Source organism: Streptomyces sp. NPDC060064, assembly GCF_042736455.1.
Classification (GTDB): Bacteria; Actinomycetota; Actinomycetes; order Streptomycetales; family Streptomycetaceae; genus Streptomyces.
Genome location: NZ_JBHWWF010000011.1, coordinates 1 through 26,675, shown reverse-complemented (window position 1 = coordinate 26,675; position 26,675 = coordinate 1). Strand labels below are relative to the sequence as shown.

Sequence of the window (26,675 nt, the reverse complement as noted above, 5' to 3'; positions counted from 1 at the left end):
CAATAATTGCAGACGCTGGCTAATTGCAAGCGCGGGCTATTGCACTCGTCGTCTATTCTGGTGAGAAGCCGCTCCGGCCCGGAGGAGGAAGACACATGACCGCGACCGATCCCGCACTCACCGCTCTCTCTCAGAGCTGGTGTGCTCTCTCCCTGCTCCACGGAAAGATCGAGGCCCATATCGAGCGCGCCCTCGAGTCCCGGCACGGCCTGAGCATGCGCGAGTACTCACTGCTCGACGTCCTGAGCCGCCAGCACAGCGGCCCCGGCGGCCATCTGCAGATGAAGCAGGTCGCCGACGCCGTCGTCCTCAGCCAGAGCGCCACCACCCGACTGGTCACCCGCCTCGAGGACCGCGGCCTGCTGACCCGCTATCTCTGTGACACCGACCGGCGCGGCATCTACACCGACGTCACCGAGGCCGGCCTACAGCTGCTCGCCGAGGCGCGGCCCACCAACGACACGGCTCTGCGCGAGGCGCTCGACGAGGCAGCCAAGAACCCCGAGCTGGCTCCCCTGGTCAGGGCTGTCGAGGAACTGCGGGTCCCCGCGTAGTCTGCCGATCATGAGCGATCTGGAAATACGGCCGGCGGCAGTCGAAGACATCCCGGCGATCGTGGCGATGCTCGCCGACGACCCGCTGGGCGCTCAGCGCGAATCGCCGGAGGACCTCACCCCGTACACCGCCGCCTTCGAGCGGCTTGCCCAGGACCCGAATCAGTACCAGGCCGTCGCTGTACGCGAGGACCGGGTCGTCGGCACGCTTCAACTCACGATCATCCCCGGGCTGTCCCGCCGCGGCTCCACCCGCTCGATCATCGAGGGCGTCCGGATCCACGCCGACGAGCGCGGCAGCGGGCTCGGCACCCGGCTCATCGAATGGGCCATCGACGAATCGCGCCGCCAGGACTGCCAGTTGGTGCAGCTGACGTCGGACGTCAGCCGCACCGATGCGCGCCGCTTCTATGAGCGGCTCGGCTTCACCGCCTCCCATGTGGGGTTCAAACTCCCGCTCTGACCAAGGGAATTCACCGTGCACCGGATCAGTGACGAGCAGCGCCGCATCCGGCTCGGCCGCCGCCATCTGCTGGCCCCGTCCGTACGAAGTGACACACCGGTGGCGGTCGCCGACGCGATCGTCGCTCTGCACGCCACCGACGCCTCGACCGTCTTCCTCTCCGCCTGCGCCCGCCTCACCGACCCGGGCGTCCAAGCCGTGGAGCAGTCCCTGTACGAGGACGTGACGCTGGTCCGGCTGCTCTCCATGCGGCGCACGCTCTTTGCCGTCTCCGCCGAACTAGCCCCGTATGTCGATGCGTCCACCGCGCGTTCCATCGCCGCCAAGGAGCGGAGGACACTCATCAGTCATCTGGCGGAGGACGGGAACGGGCTGGACGAACGGTGGCTCGCCGAAGCCGAGGAGGCGGTCCTGGCCGCTCTCGCCGCACGCGGCTCCGCGACCGGCAGCCAGCTCTCCACCGATGTCCCGGCCCTTCGGACAAAGATCACCGTCTTCCCCGGCAAGAAGTACGAGACGGTGCAGGGCGTGGCCAGCCGGGTGATCCGCGTACTCGCCGCCGACGGCCGTATCCGGCGGGACCGGCCGCGCGGCTCCTGGACCTCCAGCCAGTTCCGGTGGACGGCGAGCGAGCCATGGCCTCCGTTGCCGGCCGCCGAGGCACGGGCCGAACTGGCCAGGCGCTGGCTGCTCTCGTACGGTCCGGCCACCGAGGCCGACCTCAAATGGTGGACCGGGTGGAACCTCGGCGACGTACGCAAAGCGCTGGCTGCCGTCGGCGCCGAGGAGGTCGGCCTCGATGCGGGCACGGGCTATGTGGCGCCCGGCGACACCGTGCCCGAACCGCCCGTGGAGCCCTGGGCCGCACTGCTCCCCGCGCTCGATCCGAGTGCCATGGCCTGGGCCGACCGCGGCTTTCATCTCAGCGTCGACCATCGCGCCGCGCTCTTCGACCGCTCGGGCAATATCGGCCCCACCGTGTGGTGGAACGGAGAGATCATCGGCGGCTGGACCCAGCGCGCGGACGGCGAGATCGTCTGGCGGCTGCTGACCGACCCGGGCCGTGAGGCCGCCGCCGCGATCGAAGCGGAGGCCTCACGACTGTCGGCGTGGGTGGGAGAGGCACGGATCACGCCGCGCTTCCGTACGCCGCTGGAGCGGGAGTTGACTGCCTGACGGCTGCCCGGGGAGTGATGTTTCACGTGAAACGGGCGCGAGGCTGACCGTTTCGCGTCCTCATCCGTTTCAGTCCACATCTCTTCCATGCGGACATCCGTTTCAGCTCCGGAGTCCGCGCCAGCCCTCCTTGTCCACACCGCCGGGCACCGCCTCGCCCGGCTCGTACGGCGCACGTGTGAAGACGAACGACCCCAGGTCGAGATGGCTCACCGACCCGTCGTCCCGCCGCACCACGCGCAATGACTCCCCCGCGTAGTAGCCGTCAAGGCCCGTCCAGGTCCCGTCCGCCTCTGCAACGAAGTGCGAACCGCGACCGGTGCCGCGCAGCGGCTGCAGCTCCACACCACGGTCGGCGCCAAGGCGCAGACCGAAGGAGTATGTCCCCCAGTACCAGGGCCCGGTCAGCTCAAGGAGCGACTGATCGACCTCGGGCAACGGTCGCCAGGGCTCAGGGATACGCGGCTCGGCCTCGGCCACGATCCGCACGAGATCGGCGGCGACCACCGCGGTAAGCGGCCCCGAGGTGGCATTGGCGAGCGCGACGGCGGCCACCCCGTCGTCCACGCTCACCCAGAGTCCCGCGACAAAGCCGGGCAGCGAGCCCGTGTGCCCGACCAGAGTGCGCCCGTCCCTCCGCTGGACCTGCATCCCCAGGCCGTAGGCGCTGTCCCACTCGCCCACCTCCGGCGGCACGGACGGTGTCCGCATCTCCCGCACGGACGCGGCGCTCAGCACGCGGTCGTCGCCCTCGGCAAGGAATGCGGCGAACCTGCAGAGATCGGCGGCGGTCGACCAGAGCTGTCCGGCCGGAGCCATCAGACCGAGATCCTCGGAGGGCTCGGGGAGTATCACATCGGCCCAAGGGTGCACCGCCCAGCCGCCGGCATGCGGGGCCCGAGGCTGCGCGCTTGTACGGTCCATGGCGAGCGGTTCCAGAATCTCGCGCTGCAGGACCTCCTCCCAGGACGCCCCGCGTACCGCCTCGATCAGCGAACCGAGCAGGGTATAGCCGGGGTTGGAGTAATGGTGGCGACGGCCGACGGGATGCATCCGCGGCTGTTCACCGAGGACATCGGAGAGTTCGGGGCGGAGCGAACCCGGCGTCCGCTCCCACCACGGCGCCGGGGATTCCGCGCCCAGGCCGGCGCTGTGGCCGAGGAGCTGAGCGATGGTCACATCCCCCACACCCGTGCCGGGGAGATGCTTCTCCAGAGGGTCGTTCAGATCCAGCAGCCCCTCGTCGCGCAGTCTCAGCACCAGGACGGCCGTGAAGGTCTTGGTGATCGAGCCAATGCGGTACTGGGTGCCGGCGTCCGGGGCATGTCCGTCGACCGAGCTACGGGAACCCGTCCAGACCAGGTGTCCCTCGCGCGCCACAGCGGCGACGAACGAGGGGGCGCGCCCTTCGGACTGAGCGACGGCGATGCGATACAGAAGGGCTCGTTGCGTACCGGGGAGCAGCTCTTCAAAAGGTGAAGTCATGGGGCAGGTCTATCGCTGCCGGTCCCCCGCGTCGACTTGAATACGCGGTACACGGAAGCGCGGCGCCGCCTCTCGATACCCAAAAGCTTGACGGGGGCATCGCCGCCGCGGTCGAAGGCGCCGTCGCCATGTGCCGCGCCAAACGCAGCGCCCGCCCCTCTACCAACTCCACCCCACTCGAAGCGCTGGTCAGCACAGCGACCGGCGGCTGAGCACGTCGGCCGATTTGCGAGCCAGCTGGTGGGCCCGCGGCACCTTCTCGGCATCGTCGGGCTCGCGCAGCAGTTGCGCGTGCATGACCAACCCGGCCTGGCTCAGCAGCTCGGCGGCGGCAGTACACGAACCCCATGGCCGGCGAGGCGCGCGCTGCGCTCGGTCCGAGTGACGATGGTGGTCGGCCGCGGCGGGCGCATCAGCTCGGCACCCGGCACCGCCCCGAGCCCGGCGGCCGTCTCGTGATGGGCGACCGGGCAGGGCAGGCAGCAGTGACACATCAGGGCGTGGGTGCCAGCGATGCGGCCTCCCATGCAAACCCGTCCGGGTCGGTGAAAGGCCCGGCATCGCCGCCGATCATGAGCCGGTGCGATCCGGTGCCGTCGGGAGAGACGCCGACGTCCTTGGCAAGGGCACGGCGCCTGTACAGCGCCAGCTTGACGGGACTCGACCCAGCAGCGAACTCGACGTACATGCGGCTGAAGCTCTTCGCCACGGCAAGGCCTTGGTCGACGTAGAACCGCTTGCTCGCTGCCACGTCCGCGACTCCCAGCAGGAGCACGATCTCGTCGACCTGCCGGGTGGCAGGGCCGGTGTCCTTCTTCGCCGAGGTCGCGACCTTCCAGATCGTCCCGTCCGGGGCTTGTACGACACCGCCGTAGCCCCACAGCGACTTCGCGGCAGGCTTCAGCGACGTGGCGCCGGCGTCGAGGGCGGCGTCGATGAGGCTGTTGACGGTGGCCGGCTGGGACACCGTGAGCGCCAGCGTGAACCCACGGAAGCCGGTTGTGGGTGCCTCCGAGGCCCGCAGGCGTATCTGCGTGTCCAAACCGAAGGCGGCGGTGTAGAAGCGGTTGGCGGCCGTGGGGTCGGCCACGTCGAGGGTTACGGATTCGATGGATGCCATGGCCATCACGCTAGTTGCGGCTCGGCGACCGGCGCTTCTTGATTCCTGATCGGTCTTGTCACCTGTTTCGCCACACACGGCGGCATCCCCCCCGCAGCGCCCGTTGCGCGGCGCCGGTAGGCGCTGGGCGACATGCCGACCAGCTCGGTGAAGCGGGTGCTGAAGGTGCCCAGCGATGAGCAGCCGACCGCGAAACAGACCTCGGTAACGCTGAGGTCGCCACGACGCAGCAGCGCCGTCGCGCGCTCGATGCGACGCGTCATCAGATAGGCGTACGGCGACTCGCCATAGGCCAGCCGGAACTGGCGGCTGAGGTGCCCGGCCGACATGTTCACGCCGCGGGCAAGCGCCTCGACGTTCAGCGGCTGCGCGTACTCCCGGTCGATCCGGTCGCGGACGCGGCGCAGCCGCGCGAGGTCGCTCAGGCGCTGCGCCGCGGTGCGTGCGCGCCCCCACGAGGGGTGACACATGAGAGAACTCCTTTTCATCGATGTCCGCGAGCACCTGGGTTGCATGCCGAGGTAGGCGGCGAGGGTGCTCGATGGTGATGACCGGCTTGCCGGAGCCGACGAGCCGGTCGAGCAGGCCGAGCAGGCCGAGCGACTGCTCGACGGCGGCGGGATGGAGGCCGGTGGTCGCCTCGGCGAGGATGTAGGCGGCGCCCTTGTGGGCGGTCGGCGTGCGCGCCTCGGCCTCGGCGGCCGACATCGGAGCACCTCCGCGATGGTGCGGGCGCCGAAGGGGTGGTCGAGGACAGCTGCCTGGAAGCGCTGGCCGCCGCATTCTTCGCAGGTGGTCGCGATGCCGGCCATCATGGCCGGCATCGATGACCCGACGGCTCAGCGAAGCTCCTGGATGCGGATCAGATTGCCCGCGGGATCGCGGAAGGCGCAGTCGCGGCCGCCGTACGGCTGCTCGGTCGGCTCCTGGACGACCTCGGCGTCGCCGGCCTGCACCTTCTCGAACGTACCGTCGAGGTCCCGGGTGGCCAGCAGGATCCAGCCGTAGGTGCCCTTGGCCATCATCTCGGCGATGGTGCGCGCTCGTCCTCGGTGACCCCAGGGTCGGCGGCCGGCGGCGCCAGGAGGATGGACGTGCCGGGCTGGCCGACGGGGCCGACCGTGATCCAGCGCATCTTGCCCTGTCCGGCATCGCTGCGGACCTCGAAGCCGAGGGTGTCGCGATAGAAAGCCAGGGACGCGTCCGGGTCGTCATGCGGGAGGAAGCTCGTGTGAATGGTGACGTCCATGGCCGTCACGCTAGTTGCGGCTCCGTGACCCGCGCTTCTCGATTCCTGATCGATCCGGCCACCTGTTTCGCCACACACGGTCGCGTCCTCATCGTGGTGTGGGTTTCATTGGGCGGCCGCGTTCAGCGCGTTCGAGCAAGGGCTGTTCGAGGTCGCGCTAGAGGCGGTTGATCTGGATCACCCGGGTCGACATTCGGAATGTCCCCCCCGGGGATCCCCAGGCCGGATGGCCGAGAGCGCCGACGGGGCGGCCTACGCCGACGCGGTGTCGGAGTACGCCGCCCTGGGGCGGGACGAGTTGCGGGAGGCGGCCCGCGCTGTCATGGCGGTTACTTCGGGTCGCGGTTGAACTTCGAGGTCGACCAGAAGTAGCCGAGCACCGCGAGACCCAGGCACCAGGCGATGGCGAGCCATCCGTTGTGGCCGATCTCGCTGCCGAGCAGCAGGCCCCGCAGGGTTTCGATGGCGGGCGTGAACGGCTGGTACTCGGCGATCGGCTGGAACCAGCCCGGCATCGTGTCGACCGGGATGAAGGCGCTGGAGAAGAGCGGCAGCAGGATCATCGGCATCGCGTTGTTGCTGGCGGCCTCGGCGTTCGGGCTGATCAGGCCCATGCCGACCGCGACCCAGGTGAGCGCCATGGCGAAGAGCGCGAGCAGCCCGAACGCCGCCAGCCACTCCAGGACCGTGGCGTCCGTGGATCGGAAACCGATGGCCACGGCGACGGCGCCCACGAGGACGACGCTCATGATCGACTGCAGCACGCTGCCGACGACGTGCCCGACGAGCACCGAACCGCGGTGGATCGCCATCGTGCGGAAGCGGGCGATGATGCCCTCGGTCATGTCGTTGGAGACGGACACCGCGGTCCCGACCGTCGTCCCGCCGATGGTCATCAGCAGGATGCCCGGGACGATATAGGCGATGTACTCGGAGCGGTCCGCGCCGCCGCCGCCGATACCCGCGCTCATCACGTCGCCGAAGATGTAGACGAAGAGCAGCAGCAACATGATCGGGGTGAGCAGCAGGTTCAGGGTGAGGGACGGGTAGCGCCGCGCGTGCAGGAGGTTGCGGCGCAGCATCGTGGACGAGTCGCGCACGGCGAGGGAGAGGGAGCTCATCGGATGGTCTCCTTGGGCTGGTTGGGGACGGCGGCGCCGGTCAGTGCGAAGAACACGTCGTCGAGGTCGGGGGTGTGCACGGTCAGCTCGTCCGCCTCGATGCCGGCCGAGTCCAGCCAGTCGAGGATGGAGCGCAGCTCGCGCTGGCTGCCGTCGCTGGGGATCTGCAGCGACAGCGCCTCGTCGTCCCGGGTCACCTCGCGCAGCGCGACGGCGGCGGACTGGTACGCGGCCGGGTCGTCGAACCGCAGCCGCACGTGCCCGCCCGGGATGAGCCGCTTCAGCTCCTCGGCGGTGCCCTCGGCGGCGATCTTCCCGTCGTTGAGCACGGCGATACGGTCGGCGAGCTCGTCGGCCTCCTCCAGGTACTGGGTGGTGAGGAAGACGGTCGCGCCGTCGGAGACGAGCTCGCGGATGATCTGCCACATGTTGTGACGGCTGCGCGGGTCGAGGCCGGTGGTCGGCTCGTCGAGGAAGATGATCCGCGGGTTGCCGACCAGGGTCATGGCGAGGTCGAGGCGGCGCTTCATGCCGCCTGAGTAGGTGGAGGCGGGCTTCTTCGCGGCGTCGGTGAGGTCGAAGCGCTCCAGCAGCTCAGCGGCGGTGCGGCGGCCCTCGCGCTTGGACAGGTGGTGCAGGTCGCCCATGAGGAGCATGTTCTCCTCGCCGGTGATCAGGCCGTCGACGGCGGAGAACTGGCCGGTGACGCCAATCGCGGCGCGCACCGCCTGGGGGTCGGCGGCCAGGTCCTGGCCGCCGATGTGGATGCCGCCGGTGCCTGGGTCGGCGGAGATGAGGGTGGAGAGGATCTTCACGGCGGTGGTCTTGCCGGCGCCGTTCGGGCCGAGCAGGGAGAAGATCGTTCCTTCGGGGACGGCCAGGTCGACGCCGTCGAGAACGACCTTGTCGCCGTAGGACTTGCGCAGCCCGTTCGCCGCGATGGCCAAGTTGGTCATGTTGGTTGCTCCTTTTTAGAGGCTGCGGGCGGTGATGTCGCCGTAGGCGGTGGTCGCGTGGATGTTCAGGCCGGCGGCGGCGCCGTCGGTGTTCTTGAGCGCGTTGTGGATCCGGCCGTAGGTGGTGCCGGCGTCCAGTGAGGCGGAGACTCCGCGGGCGGCGCCGACCGACACCTCGCCGGACTCGGTGCGCAGCACGACCGTGCCGCGCACGGCCTCGGCGATGTGGATGTCGCCCTTCTGGGTGCTGATCTCCGCGGGGCCGCCCAGGCGGCCGACCGAGACGTCGCCGGCGAGGAGGCTGAGGCGGGCGCTCGCGGCCTCGTCGAGCTTGACCGAGCCCTGCGCGCCCTCGAAGGCGACGTCGCCGAGCCGTCCGACGCCCCGGAACTCGGCGCTGGCCGCCTTCGCCTCGATGCGGGAGCCGGCGGGCAGCTGGATGGTCACCTCGACGGATCCGGAAGCGCCGAGGATCCGGTTCTTCGCCGGTGAGGCCTCGATCCGCAGGACGCCGTCGCCGTATTCGACCGTGATCTGCTCCGCCGCCTTCACGTCGCGGCCCTTCGAGGCGTCCGCGGGCAGAACCTCGACCGTGGTGTCGGCCCGGTCGGCGGCGATGAACCGGATGCGTCCCGCGGGGATGTCGAGGACGGCGGAGACCGGGGCGGGGGTGTCGAACTTCTGCATCGTGCTCTCCTTCGATCCGTTGTTTCTGACTTTGGAAACGCTACGTTGCATTCAAAAATCTGGCAACACAGTCGTTGCGCATAATCGCCATCAGCGCAGGTGAAGGCCAAGAAAACGTTGCAATGGCTTTGGTTCTAATGCAACAACAGTCGCCCAGACCGTTGCAATGACTGAGGAGTGAACGCTATACTGGAGACACTAAGGACCACGAAGGAGACCGCGATGCCGGGAGGCAGACTCACCCAGCAGGAACGCCAGCAGATCGCGCTGGGACTGGCCGACGGCCTCGCCTACGCGGAAATCGCCAGACGCCTCGACCGCCCCACCTCGACGATCACGCGCGAAGTGATGCGCAACGGCGGCCCCACCGCCTACCGCGCCGACCTGGCCCACCGCGCCACCGAACGCCGCACCCACCGGCGCAGGCAGGCCGCGCCCCGGGGGTCGGAGGCGCCTCCGCAGGCCCACGGACGCGATGCCGAGGCCGTGCGCGAGTACGAGGAGATGTTCACCGCCCTCCTCATGCAATCGGGCCTGCCCAAGATGACGTCCCGGGTGCTGGTATCCCTCTACACCACCGACGCGGGAAGCCTCACCGCGTCCGAACTCGTGCAGCACCTCCAGGTCAGCCCGGCGTCCATCTCCAAAGCGATCACGCTCCTCGAAAGCCAGGGCCTCATCCGCCGGGAACGGGACGAACGCCGCCGCGAGCGCTACGTCGTCGACAACGACGTCTGGTACCAGGGGATGATCGCCAGCGCCCGATCTCATGCCCAGCTCTCCGAGACCGCACGGCAGGGCGTCAGCATCCTCGGCCCCGACACCCCGGCCGCCGCCCGCCTCGAGAACATCGCCCGCTTCGTCGACTTCGTCGGCGAGAGCATCATCCGCGCCGCGGAGCAGGCCCGCGAGGTCCTCTACACGAAAGCCGAAACGACCTCGGGCGGCACTGCCACGCCAAGTTCAGAACGCGGATAGACAGCCGTCTTGACGGTCACAGCCAGTGGTGCCCGCGCCGGATCCTTCAACCTGTGCCGACCCCATCGCGCGCCCGCCAGGGGGCCTCGTTCATGCGGGGGTCGACGATCAGGTCTGCGCCATGTCCACAAAGCGCGAGTAGTGCCCCTGGAAGGCGACCGTGATCGTGGCCGTCGGACCGTTACGGTGCTTGGCCACGATCAGGTCCGCCTCGCCCGCGCGCGGCGACTCCTTCTCGTACGCATCTTCGCGGTGCAACAGGATGACCATGTCCGCGTCCTGCTCGATGGAGCCCGATTCACGCAGGTCGGAGACCATCGGTTTCTTGTCCGTACGCTGCTCGGGGCCACGGTTCAGCTGGGACAACGCGATCACCGGTAGCTCGAGCTCCTTGGCCAGCAGCTTGAGGTTTCGGGACATGTCCGAGACCTCCTGCTGACGGCTCTCGGCGCGCTTCGAGCCACCGGACTGCATCAGCTGCAGATAGTCGATGACGACCAGCTTCAGACCGTTGCGCTGCTTCAGCCGTCGGCACTTCGCGCGGATCTCCATCATGGAGAGGTTCGGGGAGTCGTCGATATACAGCGGGGCCTGGGAGACATCCGGCATGCGGCGCGCCAGCCGGGTCCAGTCCTCGTCCGTCATTGTCCCGGAGCGCATGTGATGCAGCGCCACCCGCGCCTCTGCGGACAGCAGGCGCATCGCGATCTCATTGCGCCCCATTTCGAGAGAGAAAATCACGCTGGGCAGGTTGTTCTTGATCGAACAGGCCCGGGCGAAGTCCAGCGCCAGCGTCGACTTACCCATGGCGGGCCGGGCCGCGATGACGATCATCTGGCCGGGGTGCAGACCGTTGGTCAGTGAGTCGAAGTCGGTGAACCCGGTCGGTACACCCGTCATCTCGCCGCTGCGCGAGCCGATCGCCTCGATCTCGTCGAGCGCGCCTTCCATGATGTCGCCGAGCGGCAGGTAGTCCTCGCTGGTGCGCTGCTCGGTGACGGCGTAGATCTCGGCCTGGGCGGAGTTGACGATCTCGTCGACGTCGCCGTCGGCCGCGTATCCCATCTGCGTGATCTTGGTGCCGGCCTCCACGAGTCTGCGCAGTACAGCGCGCTCATGGACGATTTCCGCGTAGTACGAGGCGTTGGCCGCGGTCGGCACCGACTGGACCAGCGTGTGGAGGTACGGCGCTCCGCCGACCCGGGTGATCTCGCCTCGCTTGACCAGCTCGGCGGCGACGGTGATGGGGTCGGCCGGCTCGCCCTTGGCATAGAGGTCGAGGATCGCCGTGTAGACCGTCTCGTGGGCGGGCCGGTAGAAGTCGTGGCCTTTGATGATCTCTACGACGTCGGCGATGGCGTCCTTGGAGAGCAGCATGCCGCCGAGGACGGACTGCTCGGCGTCCAGGTCCTGGGGAGGCACACGCTCGAAGCCGGGGGAGCTTCCGTCCCAGCCGCCGCTGTCCCTGCCGCGCTCGTGCTGGTCCTCTCGACCACCGCGGCCTTCGCCGCGACGCTGGCGGGAGACGGGCAGACGATCACTGGGACCGTCTGCGGCCCATGGGTCGTCCAAGGGCTCGGAAATGCTCACCCGGGCCACCTCCTCCCGTCCGCTCCGCGGACCTCGCCGTGCCACTCTTTCTACGGCACGACACTGACAAAACGAACGGCCAGACTCCGCTTCCGGCGCGTCGGGCGACGGTCCACGGTAGGCCCGTCGGCACCGTCAGCCAATCTGGTTATCCACAGGCCATGTGGACGACGGACCAGATGCTGTGGAGAACCCTGCGGAACCTGTGCACGGACCGGGGGACAGCACTGTGGACAAATTCATAGTCACCCCGCCACACATACTCTGACCTGGCTCTTTTCCGTCCACCGGCTGTGGGGGAGAAAAACTTTCCCGACTGGACCAAGATCAGAACAAACGGCACACAGCCGAAGGCGCACCGAGAGGATTGGTAAGGACTGCAAGGCAATTGCATCTCTTACCTGTGGAAGATTAGATTGATGCCATGACAGCGGCTCCCGCAGCACCCAAGGCGCGTCGGCAACGGCACGACCGAGAGATCATCACGCTCGCCGTCCCCGCCTTCGGCGCCCTCGTCGCCGAGCCTCTCTTCGTGATGGTGGACAGCGCCATCGTCGGCCACCTCGGCACGCCGCAACTTGCCGGACTGGCGGTCGCCTCGGCCCTTCTGATGACCGCCGTCAGCATCTTCGTCTTCCTCGCCTACGCCACCACGGCCGCCGTCGCACGCCGCGTAGGCGCAGGCGATCTCGCGGCCGCCATCCGGCAGGGCATGGACGGCATCTGGCTCGCCCTACTGCTCGGTGTCGCCGTCATCGCCGTCACCCTGCCCACCGCCCCCTGGCTCGTCCAGCTCTTCGGCGCCTCCGACACCGCCGCCCCGTACGCCACCACATATCTGCGGATCTCCAGCCTCGGCATCCCCGCAATGCTGATCGTGCTGGCCGCCACCGGCGTACTGCGCGGGCTGCAGGACACCAGGACCCCCCTGTACGTGGCCATCGGTGGCTTCACCGCCAACGCGGCACTCAACGTCGCCCTTGTCTACGGCGCCGGTTTCGGCATCGCCGGCTCCGCCTGGGGCACCGTTATCGCCCAGTGCGCGATGGCCGCCGCCTATCTGGTCGTGGTCGTACGGGGAGCGCGTCGGCACGGTGCCTCCCTGCACCCCGACGCCGCCGGGATACGGGCCAGTGCTCAGGCGGGTGTCCCCCTCTTGATCCGTACACTCTCGCTGCGCGCAGTCCTGATGATCGCCACTGCCGTCGCGGCCCGCCTCGGTGACACCGAGATCGCCGCCCATCAGATCGTCCTCGCCCTGTGGAGCCTGATGGCCTTCGCACTCGACGCGATTGCCATCGCCGGGCAGGCGATCATCGGCCGTTATCTGGGAGCCGACGACGCCGAGGGCGCCCGGCAGGCCTGCCGCCGCATGGTGCAGTGGGGCATCGCCTCCGGCGTGGTTCTCGGCATCGTGATCGTGGCCTCCCGACCGCTCCTGCTCCCTCTGTTCACCACCGACCAGGCGGTGCACAGCACCCTGCTCCCGGCATTGCTGGTGGTCGCCGTCTCTCAGCCGATCGCGGGCGTGGTCTTTGTCCTCGACGGCGTACTGATGGGAGCGGGTGACGGCTCTTACCTGGCCGGGGCGATGCTGGTGACGCTGGCGGTCTTCGCACCGGTCGCCCTGCTCATCCCCACCTTCGGTGGCGGACTGACCGCCTTGTGGTGGGCCATGACGCTGATGATGACCGTGCGCATGCTGACGCTCTGGCTGAGAATGCGCTCCGGCCGCTGGATCGTCACCGGTGCGACGCGCTGAAAGACCGCCTGTCCGGGGTTCCACGGTCGATGTTTCACGTGAAACGGACGACAAACGGACGACTGGGACGAACAGCAAGAGGGCCGCACCCCCAGGGGGTGCGGCCCTCACGTGCTCTGCAGCGCGTGCACTGCAGAGCGCAGCGTTACGCGGCGACGACCTCGACGCCGAGCTTCGCGGCAACCTCGGGGTGCAGACGCACAGACACCTGGTGCGAGCCCAGGGTCTTGATCGGCGAACCGAGCTCAACGCGACGCTTGTCGACGTCCGGACCACCGGCAGCCTTGATCGCCGAGGCGATGTCGGCCGGGGTGACGGAGCCGAAGAGGCGGCCGGCGTCGCCGGAGCGAACAGCCAGACGCACCTTTACGGCCTCGAGCCGGGCCTTGATCTCATTGGCCTGCTCGATGGTCGCGATCTCGTGGATCTTGCGGGCGCGGCGGATCTGCGCCACGTCCTTCTCGCCACCCTTGGTCCAGCGGATCGCGAAACCACGCGGGACCAGGTAGTTGCGAGCGTATCCGTCCTTGACGTCAACGACATCGCCGGCGGCACCGAGGCCAGAGACCTCGTGGGTGAGGATGATCTTCATTGGTCGGTCACCCTTCCCTTATCGCGCGGTGGACGTGTAGGGCAGCAGCGCCATCTCACGGCTGTTCTTCACGGCCGTGGCGACGTCACGCTGGTGCTGCGTGCAGTTGCCGGTGACGCGGCGGGCACGGATCTTGCCGCGGTCGGAAATGAACTTCCGCAGCATGTTCGTGTCCTTGTAGTCCACGTACACGGTCTTGTCCTTGCAGAATGCGCAGACCTTCTTCTTCGGCTTGCGCACAGGCGGCTTCGCCATGGTGTATCTCCTGTGTGATCAAGAAGTGGGGTACGAGCTGCCCTTAGAAGGGAGGCTCGTCCGAGTAGCCGCCGCCGGAACCGCCGGAGCTTCCGCCCCAGCTGCCCCCACCGCCCTGCTGCTGGCCGCCGCCGGCCGGCGCACTGGTGGCCCAGGGGTCGTCCGCGGGTGCACCGCCGCCGCCCTGCTGCTGACCACCACCGGGACCGCCGCCCCAGTTGCCGCCGCCCTGCTGCTGACCGCCGCCATAGCCACCCTGGCCACCGCGACCGGTGGTCTTGGTGACCTTGGCCGTGGCGTTCTTCAGGCTGGGGCCGACTTCCTCGACGTCCAGCTCGTAGACCGTGCGCTTGACGCCCTCGCGGTCTTCGTAGGACCGCTGCTTCAGCCGGCCCTGCACGACGACGCGCATGCCTCGCGTAAGCGACTCCGCGACGTTCTCCGCCGCCTGACGCCAGACCGAGCAGGTGAGGAACAGGCCTTCGCCGTCCTTCCACTCATTGGTCTGCTTGTCGAAAATGCGGGGAGTGGACGCGACACGGAACTTCGCGACCGCCGCACCGGAGGGGGTGAAGCGCAGCTCGGGGTCGTCGACGAGATTGCCGACGACCGTGATGACGGTCTCGCCTGCCATGGGTGAACCTCTCGGCGGGGATTGCTTCTGGCTGCTTACTGCTACTCGAACCCGATGACCTCTGAGCTAGGTGCTCAGTGGGTCTCGGGACGGAGGACCTTGGTCCGGAGGACCGACTCGTTCAGGTTCATCTGGCGGTCGAGCTCCTTGACGACCGCAGGCTCGGCCTGCAGGTCGATGACCGAGTAGATGCCCTCGGGCTTCTTCTTGATCTCGTAAGCGAGACGACGACGGCCCCAGGTGTCGACCTTCTCAACCTTTCCGTTGCCCTCACGGACGACGGAGAGGAAGTTCTCGATCAGCGGGGAGACAGCGCGCTCCTCGAGATCGGGGTCGAGGATGACCATCACCTCGTAGTGACGCATGTGGAACCCACCTCCTTTGGACTCAGCGGCCACGGTCGTTCCGTGGCAGGAGGGTCGTGATGCGTAAGCAACGGTATCGGCCGCCACTGACAATCCGGGAGGATCGCGTTCTGGCCTGGGCAGACACCGGTGCAGATCGTACAGAGTACCTGCAGACAGGCTTCCGGTTGAAATCCGGTGGCCAGGAGACGCAATCTGTACACATCGGGTGTGCGCGGCGCTACGATGCGCCGCCTTCCGGCAACGCCAGGAGGTGCCTCATGGCACAGGCAATGCGACGTCAGTCCTCAGTCTCCCTCTTCGCCACCGACGGCAAGCCCCATCCCCTTCAGGACACCCTGATGGCGGTGACGCTGGCGCTCGGCGCTGTCGCCTTCGTCTCGGCGATGTTCTACAACCTCCATCTGCTCAGCTCGTGGGCCGGGCTGGTGGGAATCATCACGGGCGCGTACGGGCAGTTCATCTCGGCGACGACCCGCGAACGTTTCGTGCTGATCATGGGTCTCGGCGCTTCCGCGGTCGGCTTCTACCTCGGCATGGCACACGGCGGGCTCTTCGGCGGCATCATCAGCTAGGGCAGAGCAGAACAGGAGGGGACGGGGGTCACAAGGACGCTCCTTCCCTACAGCCATCCGGGGCGCTCCCCCAGCGCAGTAGGCTTCGGCGCGAGAGCCGGAGCCCCTGTACCCATGGGGACACACCTGCCGAGGAGCGCCCCGCATGACCCTGACCCTGAGGACCATCAGCCGAGAGCAGCATCTGGCTTACATCCAGAGCCTGCCCGCGGCAAGTCACTGCCAGGTCCCGGCGTGGGCTGATGTGAAGACCGAATGGCGCTCGGAGAACCTTGGCTGGTTCGACAAGAGCGGTGAACTGGTCGGTGCCGGGCTGGTGTTGTACCGCCAGCTGCCCAAGATCAAGCGTTATCTCGCGTACCTGCCCGAGGGCCCGGTGATCAACTGGTACGCGCCGAACCTGGACGACTGGCTGCAGCCGATGCTCGCCCATCTCAAGCAGCAGGGCGCCTTCTCCGTGAAGATGGGCCCGCCGGTGGTCATTCGCCGCTGGGACGCGGCCGCCATCAAGTCCGGTATCCAGGACCCGGACGTCAAGCGGCTGCGTGACGTCGAGGCCACCCACATCGAACCGCGCGCCTTCGAGGTCTCCGACCGGCTGCGCAAGATGGGCTGGCAGCAGGGCGAGGACGGCGGCGCCGGCTTCGGTGACGTACAGCCCCGCTATGTCTTCCAGGTACCGCTCGCCAATCGCTCGCTGGACGATGTCCTCAAGGGCTTCAACCAGCTGTGGCGGCGCAACATCAAGAAGGCCGAGAAGGCCGGCGTCGAGGTCGTCCAGGGCGGCTACGACGACCTCGCCGAGTGGCAGCGGCTCTACGAAGTCACCGCAGAGCGCGACCATTTCAGGCCCCGCCCGCTGTCGTACTTCCAGCAGATGTGGTCCGTCCTGAACGGCGAGGACCCCAACCGGATGCGGCTGTACTTCGCCCGCCACGAGGGCGAGAACGTCGCGGCCGCGACGATGCTGATCGTCGGCGGCCACGTCTGGTACTCCTACGGCGCCTCCGCCAACCACAAGCGCGAGGTCCGGCCCTCGAACGCGATGCAGTGGCGGATGCTGCGGGACGCATACGCGATGGGCGCGACCGTCTACGACCTGCGCGGCATCAGCGACTCCCTCGACGAGACCGACCACCTCTTCGGCCTGATCCAGTTCAAGGTCGGCACCGGCGGCGAGGCCGTCGAGTACGTCGGCGAGTGGGACTTCCCGCTCAACAAGCTGCTCCACAAGGCGCTCGACATCTACATGTCGCGCCGCTGAAGTCGCTACCGGCGACGGCGCGACCGACACCACTGACGTTGCCGTGCACCACGCCGTAGTCTCGTAGATCTCGTACATATCTCTGATACACCGCAGCCACCAGAAAGGTTCCGGGCCGGCCATGGCGCTCTCCCTCTACGTCGACACCGCGCGCTGGCGGGCGCACCAGAAGTCCGTTATCGACCAGTTCCCCGGCCTTGTGCCGGTCTGCAAGGGCAACGGTTACGGCTTCGGTCATGAGCGACTCGCGGACGAGGCCTCCCGCTTCGGCTCGGACATGCTGGCCGTCGGCACCACCTACGAGGCGGCCCGGATCAAGGACTGGTTCAGCGGCGATCTCCTCGTCCTCACGCCCTTCCGGCGGGGCGAGGAGCCGGTCCCGCTGCCTGACCGGGTCATCCGCTCCGTCTCGTCCGTCGACGGTGTGCACGCCCTGGTGGGAGCCCGGGTCGTCATCGAGTGCATGAGCTCCATGAAGCGCCACGGCGTGAGTGAGCAGGAGCTCGGCCTGCTGCACGCCGCGATCGAGGATGTACGCCTCGAAGGCTTCGCGCTCCACCTCCCCCTCGACCGCACGGACGGCTCCGACGCGGTCGAGGAGGTCATCGGCTGGATGGACCGGCTGCGCGCGGCCCGGCTGCCGCTGCACACCATGTTTGTCAGCCATCTGCGCGCCGAGGAACTGGGCCGTCTTCAGCAGCAGTTCCCACAGACCCGATTCCGCGCCCGCATCGGCACGCGGCTGTGGCTCGGCGACCACGACGCCACGGAGTACCGCGGCGCTGTCCTCGACGTCACCCGCGTCGCCAAGGGCGACCGCTTCGGCTACCGCCAGCAGAAGACCGCATCCGACGGATGGCTGGTCGTCGTCGCCGGCGGTACGTCCCACGGCGTCGGCCTGGAGGCACCGAAGGCTCTGCACGGTGTGATGCCGCGCGCCAAGGGTGTCGCGCGCGCGGGCCTGGCGACGGTCAACCGCAACCTCTCGCCGTTCGTCTGGGCGGGCAAGCAGCGCTGGTTCGCCGAGCCGCCGCACATGCAGGTCTCGATCCTGTTCGTACCGTCGGACGCGCAGGAGCCGAAGGTCGGCGACGAACTGGTGGCTCATCTGCGCCACACGACGACGCAGTTCGACCGCCTCGTCGACCGCTGAGCCCCTCTGGCCCGGTCCCCTGCCCCAAGCCCTAAACCGACGGCTGGGGTTCCGTACCGGACTCGTGGGACGACTTCCCCCACTGCACCCGCGGACCCTCCACTGCCTGCGCCGCATGCCGTGGAGGATGGGCCGCATGCCCCAGTACGAAGACGTCGTCGGCCCCGTCGAGAACACCGCCCGACGGGTCGTCCGATCCGTCCATCCGTACGCCGTCCCGCTCCGGCTTGAGGATGTCCCGCACGACCACCGCGCACAGGTACAGCGTCCCCAGCAGGTGCAGGGCGATCGCGACCTGGTAGCCCTCGGGCGGCAGGCCCTTGTGCTTGGGGCTGGTCGTGTACGCGAGGTACATCCAGATCCCCAGGAAGTACATGACCTCACAGGACTGCCAGATCAGAAAGTCCCGCCAGCGCGGCCTGGCCAGCGCGGCGAGCGGAATCAGCCACAGTACGTACTGCGGTGAATAGACCTTGTTGGTGATGATGAACGCAGCGACGACCAGGAAGACGAGCTGTGCGAAACGGGGCCGCCGCGGCGCGCTGAGCGTCAGCGCGCCGATGCCCGCGCACGCCAGGATCATCAGAAGCGTCGCGTAGGTGTTCACCGACTCGACTTCGAGCGGCTCGCCCGTACGCTGCGTGATGATCAGCCAGAACGAACCGAAGTCGACCTGCCGCTCCTGGCTGAAGGTGTAGAACTTCTTCCACCCCTCCGGCGCCAGCAGCATCACGGGCAGGTTCACCGCCAGCCAGGCGGCTGCCGCGCCGAGCGCCGCAGTGGCGAACTCTCGCCATTTGCCCGCCCGCCAGCACAACAGGAGCAGCGGACCGAGCAGCAGCACGGGATAGAGCTTGGCGGCGGTCGCGAGCCCGATGAGGATGCCGAAGGCCAGCGCCCGGCCGCGTGACCACATCAGCATCGCTGCGGCCGTGAGCGCCACTGCCAGCAGATCCCAGTTGATGGTCGCCGTGAGCGCGAAGGCGGGCGCCAGGGCCACCAGCAGCGCATCCCAGGGGCGGTGGCGATGTGTGCGGGTGACACAGACGGCGATGACCGCGGTGCAGATCATCAGCAGGCCCGCATTGACCATCCAGTACATCTGCTCCTGGTTCTGCATGGAGCCGCCGGCCACGTCGAGCCACGACGCGACCTGCATGAACAGCCCCGTCAGGACGGGGTACTCCAGGTACTCCATGTCGCCGGGCAACCGGTCGAAGTACGGAATGAGACCTTCGGAGAAGCCGCGGCCCAGGTACAGGTGTGGGATATCCGAATAGCAGGCATGTGTGTACTGGGAGCTGGCGCCCCTGAACCAGGCCCAGTTGTAACACGGCATCTTCTGCACCATGCCGAGCGCAAACATCCCGATCGCCACGAGTGCGATGACACGTACGGGAGTGAGCCAGCCGTTGCCTCCGCGCCAGGCCCAGCGGCCGGCCGGACCGCCGATCAGCTCGCTGCCGGACGCGGCGACGGAGTCCCGCCGCGTGGGCCGTACATCCGGCTGCTCCGGCCGGTCTCGCCGGTCCCGCCGGTCCTGGTACACGCTCGTCTCTTCTGCGCTGGGCATGCTGCACATCCTGCCGTACGGGGTCGGGGAGACGGCGAGGGCCGCCGCACCGGAGCGCACAGCTGCTGTGCGTACCGGGCGGCGGCCCTCGCGGCGTTGCCGTGGGGAATCGGCGGCCGCTAGCCGGCCGGCCTTCCGAAGATGCCTCCGTTGCCGTTGCCGCCGTTGACTCCTGTCGGTGTCCCCGTCGGACTGGTCGACGGGGAGCCGCTGGGTGCACCGTTGCCTCCGCCATTGCCATTGCCACCCGGAGTGCCGCAGGTCCAGTCCTGCCACGGATCGCACGACTGGCTCGGGCTGGGGCTGGTGGACGGCGTACCCGATGGCGTAGCCGACGGGGTCGAGGACGGGGTGCTGGACGGCGTGCCGGACGGCGTCGGTGCCGGGCTGGACGCGCCGCCACCCCAGACGGCCTCACCGATGGGCTCGGGCTCGGGGAAGCTCTCGGGGTTCGTGTTCTTGAGCGCTGCCTTCATGTACGTCTGCCAGATCTCGGAGGGGAACGACGCTCCGTGGATCTTGTCCTGGCCACCAGTGCCGTACATCTCCAGGAACTCGCGCTTCTTGCTCTTCTCGTTGTCGTCGAGCCGGTACATGTCGATGGCGGTCGACAGCTGCGGCGTGTAGCCGACGAACCAGGCCGACTTGTTGCCGTCGGTCGTACCGGTCTTGCCGGCGACCTGCCGGCCGGGGAGCCGGGCGTTCTTGCCGGTGCCCTCGGGCTCGTCGACGACAGACCTGAGCACGTCGGTCACATTGCTCGCGACGGCCGTGGTGAAGGCCTGCTTGGTCCTGTCCTCGTGCTCGTAGACCGTCCTGCCCTCATGCTCGACCTTTTTGACGGAGAACGGGTCGCGCTGCTTGCCGTTGGCCGCGAACGTCGCGTAGGCGCCGGCCATGCGGATGGCGCTGGGGGAGGAAATACCGATCGAGAAGGACGGAACGTTCGACTTGGACAAGGAGGACTCGAGCAGGCCGGCCTTCACCGCCGACTTCCTGACCTCCGGGATGCCGATGTCCATGCCCAGCTGCACGAAGGGCGAGTTGGCGGAGTGGACCATGGCTTCACGCAAGGTGATGTTCTTGTACGACTCGCCGCCGTCGTTGGTCTGCAGCCACTCCTCTCCCTTCTCGTTCGTCCAGACGGAACCGTCGTACTTCTTGATCTTGAGCTTGTTCTTGCCGTTGTAGACGCTCTTGTCGGGATCGACGAGCTTGCGATCATCCAGCCCCTGGTCCTCGGCCTTGAGGGGGTCACGCACACCGGTTTCCATCGCGGCCGCCAGGACGAACGGCTTGAAGGTCGATCCGACCTGGGCACCGGTCTCGTTGGCGTTGTTGGTGAAGTGCTTGGTCGCATCGTCGCCGCCGTAGACGGCGGCGATCTCGCCGGTCTTCGGGTTGACCGAGGCGCCGCCGAACTGCACGAAGGTGTCCGTGTCCGGGCGCTTCTTGGGCTTGATGTTGGCGTCCTGGACCTTCTTGACCGCGGCCTTCAGCTTGTCGACCTTGTCCTTCTGGAAGGTCGTGTGAATCTCATAGCCGCCGTTCGCGAGTTTGTCGGCGTCGATGCCCTGGTCGTTGTTGTTGAGGAAGTTGGACTTGGCAAGGTCCACCAGGTAGCCGACCTGCCCACTCAGCTGGGCGTCCTTCTTGATCGCAACGGGCATCGGGAGATCTTTGAACCTGGCCCGCTCGGCGGCAGGAAGGTGGCCGTCCTTGACCATCTCGTCGAGGATCCAGTTCCAGCGCTTGGTGGCGCGGACCGTGTTGGCCTGGGGCGTCGCCGCAGGGTCGATGTCCACGGCGCCGGCCGGGTCGTAGTAGGTGGCGCCCTTGAGGAGCGAGGCGAGGAACGCGCACTCGCCCGCGTTCAGGTTCGACGCGTCCTTCCCGTAGTACGTGCGGGCGGCGGCCTGAATGCCGTAGGCACCGCGTCCGTAGTACGAGGTGTTCAGATAGCCCTCCATGATCTCCGGCTTGCCCAATTCGGTGCCGACCTTTATGGAGATGAAGAGCTCCTTGAACTTACGGCTCAGGGTCTGCGACTGGTCGCCGAGCCGTGCGTTCTTCACATACTGCTGGGTGATGGTGGAACCACCCTGGGTCTGCCCGCCCTTGGCCATGTTCACCAGGGCTCGGGCGATACCCATCGGGTCGATGCCCGAGTCGTCCTTGAACGTCTTGTTCTCCGCCGAGATCACGGCGTTCTGCATGTCCTCGGGGATCTGCGAGATCGGGATGATCTGCCGGTTGATCTCACCGCCGGTGGAGGCCATCGGGGTGTCGTCCGCCCAGTAGTAGACGTTGTTCTGCGCCTTGGCAGCCTTGTCCTGGTCCGGAACCTGCACCATCGCGTACGCGATGGTCGCCGCGGCCATCAGACTGCCGACGAAGCCCAGGCACAGCCCGGTGACGAGCTTCCACGACGGCACCCACCGCCGCCATCCGTACTTGTTGTGGCGCGGGTAGTCGATGATCCGCTTCTTGGACGGACGCCCCCCGCGACCGCGGCCGGGACCGTCATGGCCCCCGCCACCGCCGCCGCCACGTCGGCCGCCACCGCGACCTCCGTGACCGGCGCCCGCGCCTTCCTCCGCTCGTCTGCGACCACCGCCGCTGCGTTGGGCGGCACGGCGGGCTTCGGCGCGGCCGCTGTACGGACGCTCCTCGCCGTACGAGGCGGAAGGGGAGCCTGACGTGGTGCCCCGGCTCGGGGCTGCGCGGCGGCCGGCTGGCGGCTGGGCGGCGCGCCTGGCCCCGGCCCGTCCGCCACCCGGCTGCTGCGGCGGTTTGCGACGGTGCTCGCTCATCGAACGACTACTCCTCGGGCAGGCGAGACGCCTGGAAGCGGCAGTTGAGTTCCGGTCCCCCCGAAATGGATACGGACCAGCCCCGCAAAGAGCTCATCCGCTGTGCATCCACGTCAAGGACGCTCTCAGGCGTCACATGGTTCCCGGTGGGCTGCATGCCGCACAGACTACGCACGGTCAAAACCCACCTAGCGCCGAAGTTCACCCCAAATCAGGCAAATCGCCCCCTATGAATTGACGATGTGACGCCGTTCACCATGGCCCCTCTTGTCGCAGCAGAAACCTCGTTCTATCGTGCTGATGTATCGAGTCGATACATCAGCACGGCATAAGAGACCGACACGGCGAGGGAGGCGACGATGAGCAGGCGCTCCGGCATCCTCGAGTTCGCCGTGCTCGGTCTTCTCCGTGAGGCCCCGATGCACGGCTATGAGCTGCGGAAACGGCTCAATACCTCGCTGGGGATCTTCCGGGCCTTCAGTTACGGGACCCTCTACCCCTGCCTCAAGACGCTGGTCGCCAACGGCTGGTTGATCGAAGAGCCGGGCAGCGCTCCTGAGGACGCCCTCGCCGCATCACTCGCAGGGCGCCGCGCCAAGATCGTCTATCGGTTGACGGCGGAAGGTAAGGAGCACTTCGAGGAACTGCTTTCGCACACCGGTCCGGACACCTGGGAGGACGAGCACTTCGCGGCTCGCTTCGCCTTCTTCGGGCAGACGGAGCGCGAGGTGCGGATGCGGGTACTCGAGGGCCGTCGCAGCCGGCTGGAGGAGCGTCTGGAGAAGATGGGCGCCTCCCTGGCTCGTACCCGCGAGCGCCTCGACGACTACACGCTTGAGCTGCAGCGCCACGGAATGGAGTCCGTGGAGCGCGAAGTGCGCTGGCTGAACGAGCTCATCGAGAGCGAGCGAGCGGGGCGGGATCAGCGACAGCCCTCACCCGAGAGCTCAGCTCAGCAGGACAACACACCTGGAGCGACGGGCGGCCTGCCCCGGCACAGGGGTGCCGAGTCGTCCGGGGGCATGTCCCCAGGACCCTCCACCCCGCCGGATCCGTCCGACGACACCGCCAAGTGAGGCTCTGCGATCCGCAGGGTTTCATCCGGAATACCGAGATCACACAGGGAGCAACCGGAATGGGTTCGGTTCGCGTAGCCATCGTCGGCGTGGGAAACTGCGCCGCCTCGCTGGTGCAGGGCGTCGAGTTCTACAAGGACGCCGACCCGGCCGGCAAGGTGCCGGGTCTGATGCACGTCCAGTTCGGCGACTACCACGTCTCTGACGTCGAGTTCGTGGCCGCCTTCGACGTGGATGCCAAGAAGGTCGGACTCGACCTGGCGGACGCCATCGGCGCCAGCGAGAACAACACCATCAAGATCTGCGACGTGCCGAACTCGGGCGTCACCGTGCAGCGTGGCCACACGTACGACGGCCTGGGCAAGTACTACCGCCAGACCATCGAGGAGTCGGCCGAGGCTCCGGTCGACATCGTCCAGACCCTCAAGGACAAGCAGGTCGACGTCCTGGTCTGCTACCTGCCCGTCGGTTCCGAGGACGCTGCGAAGTACTACGCGCAGTGCGCCATCGACGCCAAGGTCGCGTTCGTCAACGCTCTCCCGGTCTTCATCGCCGGCACCAAGGAGTGGGCGGACAAGTTCACCGAGGCCGGCGTGCCGATCGTCGGTGACGACATCAAGTCGCAGGTCGGTGCCACCATCACGCACCGCGTCATGGCGAAGCTCTTCGAGGACCGGGGCGTCGTCCTGGACCGCACGATGCAGCTGAACGTCGGCGGCAACATGGACTTCAAGAACATGCTCGAGCGTGATCGCCTGGAGTCCAAGAAGATCTCCAAGACGCAGGCCGTCACCTCCCAGATCCGCGACCGCGAGCTGGGCGAGGACAACGTCCACATCGGTCCGTCGGACTACGTGGCCTGGCTGGACGACCGCAAGTGGGCCTACGTCCGCCTCGAGGGCCGTGCCTTCGGCGAGGTGCCGCTGAACCTCGAGTACAAGCTCGAGGTCTGGGACTCCCCGAACTCCGCGGGCATCATCATCGACGCCGTTCGCGCCGCGAAGATCGCCCAGGACCGCGGCATCGGCGGCCCGATCCTCTCCGCCTCCTCGTACTTCATGAAGTCCCCGCCGGTCCAGTACTTCGACGACGAGGCTCGCGAGAACGTCGAGAAGTTCATCAAGGGTGAGGTTGAGCGCTAAGCGTTCGTCCTGCTGAGTCGCGGAGGGTCCCCGGGTAATCCACCCGGGGACCCTCCGCGTATGTGACGCTTGCTCGCATGCCTGTCGTACGTGATCTGCGCGTACTCCTGCGCTTGACCGACTTCCGCCGGCTGCTGGCGGTCCGGCTGCTCTCCCAGTCGGCCGACGGCGTCTATCAGGTAGCGCTCGCCACATACGTGGTCTTCTCCCCGGAGAGGCAGACCTCCCCGGCCGCAATCGCCTCCGCCATGGCCGTGCTGCTCCTGCCGTACTCCCTGATCGGCCCCTTCGCGGGCGTCCTGCTGGACCGCTGGCAGCGCCGTCAGGTCCTCCTGTACGGGAATCTGCTGAGGGCCCTTCTCGCCGGCGTCACCGCACTGCTGATCCTGGCCTCCGTACCCGACTGGCTCTTCTACGCCTCGGCCCTGTCCGTCACAGCGGTCAACCGCTTTGTGCTGGCCGGCCTTTCGGCCGCGCTGCCCCGTGTGGTCGACATCGACCGGCTCGTCATGGCGAACTCCCTCTCGCCGACGGCCGGCACCCTCGCCGCGACCGCGGGTGGGGGACTCGCCTTGGCGGTACGGCTGATGTCCGCGGACTCCGATGCCGCGGTGGTGCTGCTCGGCGCCGCCCTCTATCTCTGCTCGGCACTGGCCTCGCTCCGGATGGCACGTGAACTGCTCGGCCCCGAGCAGGAGTTGGTGCAGCCGCGGCTGACTGCCGCGCTGGCGTCAACGGCGCATGGGCTCGCGGCCGGACTGCGACATCTCTCCGAGCGTCGTAGGGCAGCCCGTGTGCTGGCCGCGATGACGCTCATGCGCTTCTGCTACGGCGCGCTGACGGTGATGGTGCTGATGCTCTGCCGGTACGCCTGGTCCGACACGGAGTCGGACGGACTGGCCCTGCTTGGGCTCGCCATCGGCCTCTCGGGCGCGGGTTTCTTCGCGGCGGCCGCGCTGACTCCATGGGCGGTGGGCCGGGTTGGGCAGTACGGATGGATGGTGTGGTGCGCGGGGGCGGCTGCCCTTCTCGAACCGGCGCTGGGGCTGCCGTTCGCGCCTGTACCGATGCTGGTCGCCGCGTTCGTCCTGGGGCTCATCACCCAAGGCGCAAAGATCTCGACGGACACCGTGGTGCAGACATCGGTGGACGACGCCTATCGCGGCAGGATCTTCTCCCTCTACGACGTGCTCTTCAACGTCGCCTTCGTGGGCGCTGCGGGAGTCACCGTGCTGATGCTGCCTCCTGACGGCCGGTCGGTGCCCCTGGTCGTCGTGGTCGCGCTCATCTACGCGGTTGTCGCCGTAACCATGGCCCGTTGGAGCCGTGTTGGCACAGTGCTATAGCGTGCCCGCGTCAAATGAAGGATCGCAAACGTTTACGGGGGACTTCCCGCATGACTTATCCGCCGCAGCAGGGCCCGGGCGCGTACGGACACCCTGACCCGTACGCACAGCAGCCTCAGCAGCCGTACCCGCCGCAGCCCGGCTACGGATATCCGCAGCAGCAACAGCAGCAGCCCTACCCGCAGCAGCCTCAGCCGGGGTACGGCCACCCGCAGCAGCAGGGGCAGCCGTACCCGCCGCAGCAACAGCAGTGGGGCACCCCGCCGCCGGCGCCCTCGTCCCGTGGCGGCGGCCTCGGCGCCAAGACCATCCTGAAGATCATCGTGGCCGTCATAGCCCTGATCGTCTTCGCGATTGTCTACTTCATGAGCCAGGACGACGCCGACAAGGCGGAAGTCGGCGACTGCATGAAGAACAGCGGATCCACGGCCAACGCCGATCTCGAGGTCGTGGACTGTGGCGACTCCAAGGCTGCCTACAAGGTCATTGAGGTGCTCCCCAACACGACGGACGACAGCCGCTGCAAGTCCGAGGTCAAGTCCGATGTCAGCTATGTCGAGCAGACGCGTGGGGGAAGGCGCAGCTCGGGTAAGCAATTCGTGCTCTGCCTGAACGAGATCAAGAAGTAGCCACATACGCCGAGGGCGGTGTTTCACGTGAAACACCGCCCTCGGCGTATCGAAGCGGGGGCCAGTTTTAAAAGTGTAAAAGGGGCGCGAGAACCCCCGCCGCCCCCCCCCGCGGGG

The 26,675-nt window shown here is 67.7% G+C and carries 26 protein-coding genes and 1 pseudogene; 13 read left to right on the top strand and 14 right to left on the bottom strand.

Annotated elements, in window-relative coordinates; genetic code table 11:
• The first annotated feature begins 95 nt into the window (after nucleotides 1-95).
• The 3 genes from ACFWDI_RS15175 to ACFWDI_RS15165 are packed head-to-tail and all read left to right on the top strand — an operon-like array spanning nucleotide 96 to nucleotide 2,193.
• Entirely contained in the window at nucleotides 96-554 is a 459-nt protein-coding gene (locus ACFWDI_RS15175) for a MarR family winged helix-turn-helix transcriptional regulator (RefSeq protein ID WP_385304142.1), read from the top strand.
• 10 nt (nucleotides 555-564) lie between these two features.
• Nucleotides 565-1,017: a GNAT family N-acetyltransferase gene (locus ACFWDI_RS15170; RefSeq protein ID WP_385304140.1), complete on the top strand. Its 453-nt coding sequence runs from the start codon at nucleotides 565-567 to the stop codon at nucleotides 1,015-1,017.
• Between the two features lie 15 nt (nucleotides 1,018-1,032).
• Nucleotides 1,033-2,193 (top strand): winged helix DNA-binding domain-containing protein, encoded by a 1,161-nt coding sequence (locus ACFWDI_RS15165; RefSeq protein ID WP_385304138.1) that lies wholly within the window; start codon nucleotides 1,033-1,035, stop codon nucleotides 2,191-2,193.
• A 102-nt stretch (nucleotides 2,194-2,295) separates the two neighbouring features.
• On the opposite strand, the gene ACFWDI_RS15160 is transcribed toward ACFWDI_RS15165, so the two are convergent.
• From ACFWDI_RS15160 to ACFWDI_RS15145, 4 genes and pseudogenes are all read right to left on the bottom strand, one after another.
• Entirely contained in the window at nucleotides 2,296-3,678 is a 1,383-nt protein-coding gene (locus ACFWDI_RS15160; RefSeq protein WP_385304137.1) for a serine hydrolase domain-containing protein, read from the bottom strand.
• A 493-nt stretch (nucleotides 3,679-4,171) separates the two neighbouring features.
• Nucleotides 4,172-4,798 carry a glyoxalase gene (locus ACFWDI_RS15155; RefSeq protein ID WP_385304136.1) on the bottom strand — a complete coding sequence of 209 codons (627 nt, stop codon included), beginning with the start codon at nucleotides 4,796-4,798 and terminating at the stop codon, nucleotides 4,172-4,174.
• A gap of 5 nt (nucleotides 4,799-4,803) precedes the next feature.
• On the bottom strand, nucleotides 4,804-5,268 hold the full coding sequence (locus tag ACFWDI_RS15150; RefSeq protein ID WP_385304134.1) for a helix-turn-helix transcriptional regulator: 465 nt from the start codon (nucleotides 5,266-5,268) through the stop codon (nucleotides 4,804-4,806).
• Between the two features lie 369 nt (nucleotides 5,269-5,637).
• Nucleotides 5,638-6,047: pseudogene (locus ACFWDI_RS15145) on the bottom strand (VOC family protein).
• A 226-nt stretch (nucleotides 6,048-6,273) separates the two neighbouring features.
• On the opposite strand from ACFWDI_RS15145, the gene ACFWDI_RS15140 reads away from it, so the two are divergent.
• The gene (locus ACFWDI_RS15140) at nucleotides 6,274-6,396 is read left to right on the top strand and encodes a hypothetical protein (RefSeq protein WP_385304131.1); all 123 of its coding nucleotides are present in this window, start codon (nucleotides 6,274-6,276) and stop codon (nucleotides 6,394-6,396) included.
• On the opposite strand, the gene ACFWDI_RS15135 is transcribed toward ACFWDI_RS15140, so the two are convergent.
• The 3 genes from ACFWDI_RS15135 to ACFWDI_RS15125 are packed head-to-tail and all read right to left on the bottom strand — an operon-like array spanning nucleotide 6,377 to nucleotide 8,811.
• Nucleotides 6,377-7,168 carry an ABC transporter permease gene (locus tag ACFWDI_RS15135; RefSeq protein ID WP_385304130.1) on the bottom strand — a complete coding sequence of 264 codons (792 nt, stop codon included), beginning with the start codon at nucleotides 7,166-7,168 and terminating at the stop codon, nucleotides 6,377-6,379. The genes ACFWDI_RS15140 and ACFWDI_RS15135 overlap by 20 nt on opposite strands.
• Nucleotides 7,165-8,124, bottom strand: coding sequence for an ATP-binding cassette domain-containing protein (locus ACFWDI_RS15130; RefSeq protein WP_385304128.1), 960 nt, complete (start codon nucleotides 8,122-8,124; stop codon nucleotides 7,165-7,167). The genes ACFWDI_RS15135 and ACFWDI_RS15130 overlap by 4 nt, the downstream gene beginning before the upstream one ends.
• A 15-nt stretch (nucleotides 8,125-8,139) precedes the next feature.
• Nucleotides 8,140-8,811, bottom strand: a complete 672-nt coding sequence (locus tag ACFWDI_RS15125) for a DUF4097 family beta strand repeat-containing protein (RefSeq protein ID WP_385304126.1) — start codon at nucleotides 8,809-8,811, stop codon at nucleotides 8,140-8,142.
• A 222-nt stretch (nucleotides 8,812-9,033) separates the two neighbouring features.
• On the opposite strand from ACFWDI_RS15125, the gene ACFWDI_RS15120 reads away from it, so the two are divergent.
• Entirely contained in the window at nucleotides 9,034-9,789 is a 756-nt protein-coding gene (locus ACFWDI_RS15120; RefSeq protein ID WP_385304125.1) for a helix-turn-helix domain-containing protein, read from the top strand.
• Nucleotides 9,790-9,897: 108 nt separating this feature from the next.
• Here ACFWDI_RS15120 and dnaB read toward each other — a convergent pair whose 3' ends face one another.
• A complete protein-coding gene (gene dnaB, locus ACFWDI_RS15115) occupies nucleotides 9,898-11,361 on the bottom strand; it encodes a replicative DNA helicase (protein ID WP_385304415.1) in 1,464 nt (487 codons plus the stop codon).
• A gap of 442 nt (nucleotides 11,362-11,803) precedes the next feature.
• Between dnaB and ACFWDI_RS15110 the strand changes: the two genes are divergently transcribed.
• Nucleotides 11,804-13,141 (top strand): MATE family efflux transporter, encoded by a 1,338-nt coding sequence (locus ACFWDI_RS15110; protein WP_385304123.1) that lies wholly within the window; start codon nucleotides 11,804-11,806, stop codon nucleotides 13,139-13,141.
• A 145-nt stretch (nucleotides 13,142-13,286) separates the two neighbouring features.
• Here the strand turns inward: ACFWDI_RS15110 and rplI are convergent, their stop codons facing one another.
• The 4 genes from rplI to rpsF all read right to left on the bottom strand — a co-directional run bounded on the left by rplI (nucleotide 13,287) and on the right by rpsF (nucleotide 14,987).
• Nucleotides 13,287-13,733 carry a 50S ribosomal protein L9 gene (rplI, locus tag ACFWDI_RS15105; RefSeq protein WP_326651115.1) on the bottom strand — a complete coding sequence of 149 codons (447 nt, stop codon included), beginning with the start codon at nucleotides 13,731-13,733 and terminating at the stop codon, nucleotides 13,287-13,289.
• Nucleotides 13,734-13,751: 18 nt separating this feature from the next.
• A complete protein-coding gene (gene rpsR / locus ACFWDI_RS15100; RefSeq protein WP_003956534.1) occupies nucleotides 13,752-13,988 on the bottom strand; it encodes a 30S ribosomal protein S18 in 237 nt (78 codons plus the stop codon).
• A 43-nt stretch (nucleotides 13,989-14,031) separates the two neighbouring features.
• Nucleotides 14,032-14,622 (bottom strand): single-stranded DNA-binding protein, encoded by a 591-nt coding sequence (locus tag ACFWDI_RS15095; protein WP_362677311.1) that lies wholly within the window; start codon nucleotides 14,620-14,622, stop codon nucleotides 14,032-14,034.
• 74 nt (nucleotides 14,623-14,696) lie between these two features.
• On the bottom strand, nucleotides 14,697-14,987 hold the full coding sequence (gene rpsF / locus ACFWDI_RS15090; RefSeq protein ID WP_004950685.1) for a 30S ribosomal protein S6: 291 nt from the start codon (nucleotides 14,985-14,987) through the stop codon (nucleotides 14,697-14,699).
• Between the two features lie 260 nt (nucleotides 14,988-15,247).
• On the opposite strand from rpsF, the gene ACFWDI_RS15085 reads away from it, so the two are divergent.
• The 3 genes from ACFWDI_RS15085 to ACFWDI_RS15075 all read left to right on the top strand — a co-directional run bounded on the left by ACFWDI_RS15085 (nucleotide 15,248) and on the right by ACFWDI_RS15075 (nucleotide 17,979).
• Nucleotides 15,248-15,562, top strand: coding sequence for a hypothetical protein (locus ACFWDI_RS15085; protein WP_385304120.1), 315 nt, complete (start codon nucleotides 15,248-15,250; stop codon nucleotides 15,560-15,562).
• Nucleotides 15,563-15,707: 145 nt separating this feature from the next.
• Complete coding sequence (locus ACFWDI_RS15080) at nucleotides 15,708-16,826, top strand: peptidoglycan bridge formation glycyltransferase FemA/FemB family protein (protein WP_327324753.1); 1,119 nt, start codon at nucleotides 15,708-15,710, stop codon at nucleotides 16,824-16,826.
• Between the two features lie 121 nt (nucleotides 16,827-16,947).
• Nucleotides 16,948-17,979 carry an alanine racemase gene (locus ACFWDI_RS15075; RefSeq protein ID WP_327324754.1) on the top strand — a complete coding sequence of 344 codons (1,032 nt, stop codon included), beginning with the start codon at nucleotides 16,948-16,950 and terminating at the stop codon, nucleotides 17,977-17,979.
• A 31-nt stretch (nucleotides 17,980-18,010) separates the two neighbouring features.
• Here the strand turns inward: ACFWDI_RS15075 and ACFWDI_RS15070 are convergent, their stop codons facing one another.
• Together ACFWDI_RS15070 and ACFWDI_RS15065 are read right to left on the bottom strand one after the other, a co-directional pair.
• Nucleotides 18,011-19,552 carry a glycosyltransferase family 87 protein gene (locus ACFWDI_RS15070; RefSeq protein ID WP_385304116.1) on the bottom strand — a complete coding sequence of 514 codons (1,542 nt, stop codon included), beginning with the start codon at nucleotides 19,550-19,552 and terminating at the stop codon, nucleotides 18,011-18,013.
• 119 nt (nucleotides 19,553-19,671) lie between these two features.
• Complete coding sequence (locus ACFWDI_RS15065; protein WP_385304113.1) at nucleotides 19,672-22,365, bottom strand: transglycosylase domain-containing protein; 2,694 nt, start codon at nucleotides 22,363-22,365, stop codon at nucleotides 19,672-19,674.
• Between the two features lie 359 nt (nucleotides 22,366-22,724).
• On the opposite strand from ACFWDI_RS15065, the gene ACFWDI_RS15060 reads away from it, so the two are divergent.
• The 4 genes from ACFWDI_RS15060 (at nucleotide 22,725) to ACFWDI_RS15045 (ending at nucleotide 26,558) form a co-directional block, all read left to right on the top strand.
• Nucleotides 22,725-23,441, top strand: coding sequence for a helix-turn-helix transcriptional regulator (locus ACFWDI_RS15060; RefSeq protein WP_385304111.1), 717 nt, complete (start codon nucleotides 22,725-22,727; stop codon nucleotides 23,439-23,441).
• Nucleotides 23,442-23,500: 59 nt separating this feature from the next.
• A complete protein-coding gene (locus ACFWDI_RS15055) occupies nucleotides 23,501-24,583 on the top strand; it encodes an inositol-3-phosphate synthase (protein WP_385304108.1) in 1,083 nt (360 codons plus the stop codon).
• Between the two features lie 77 nt (nucleotides 24,584-24,660).
• On the top strand, nucleotides 24,661-25,929 hold the full coding sequence (locus tag ACFWDI_RS15050; protein ID WP_385304106.1) for an MFS transporter: 1,269 nt from the start codon (nucleotides 24,661-24,663) through the stop codon (nucleotides 25,927-25,929).
• 50 nt (nucleotides 25,930-25,979) lie between these two features.
• Complete coding sequence (locus ACFWDI_RS15045) at nucleotides 25,980-26,558, top strand: hypothetical protein (RefSeq protein WP_385304104.1); 579 nt, start codon at nucleotides 25,980-25,982, stop codon at nucleotides 26,556-26,558.
• The last annotated feature ends 117 nt before the right edge of the window (nucleotides 26,559-26,675 follow it).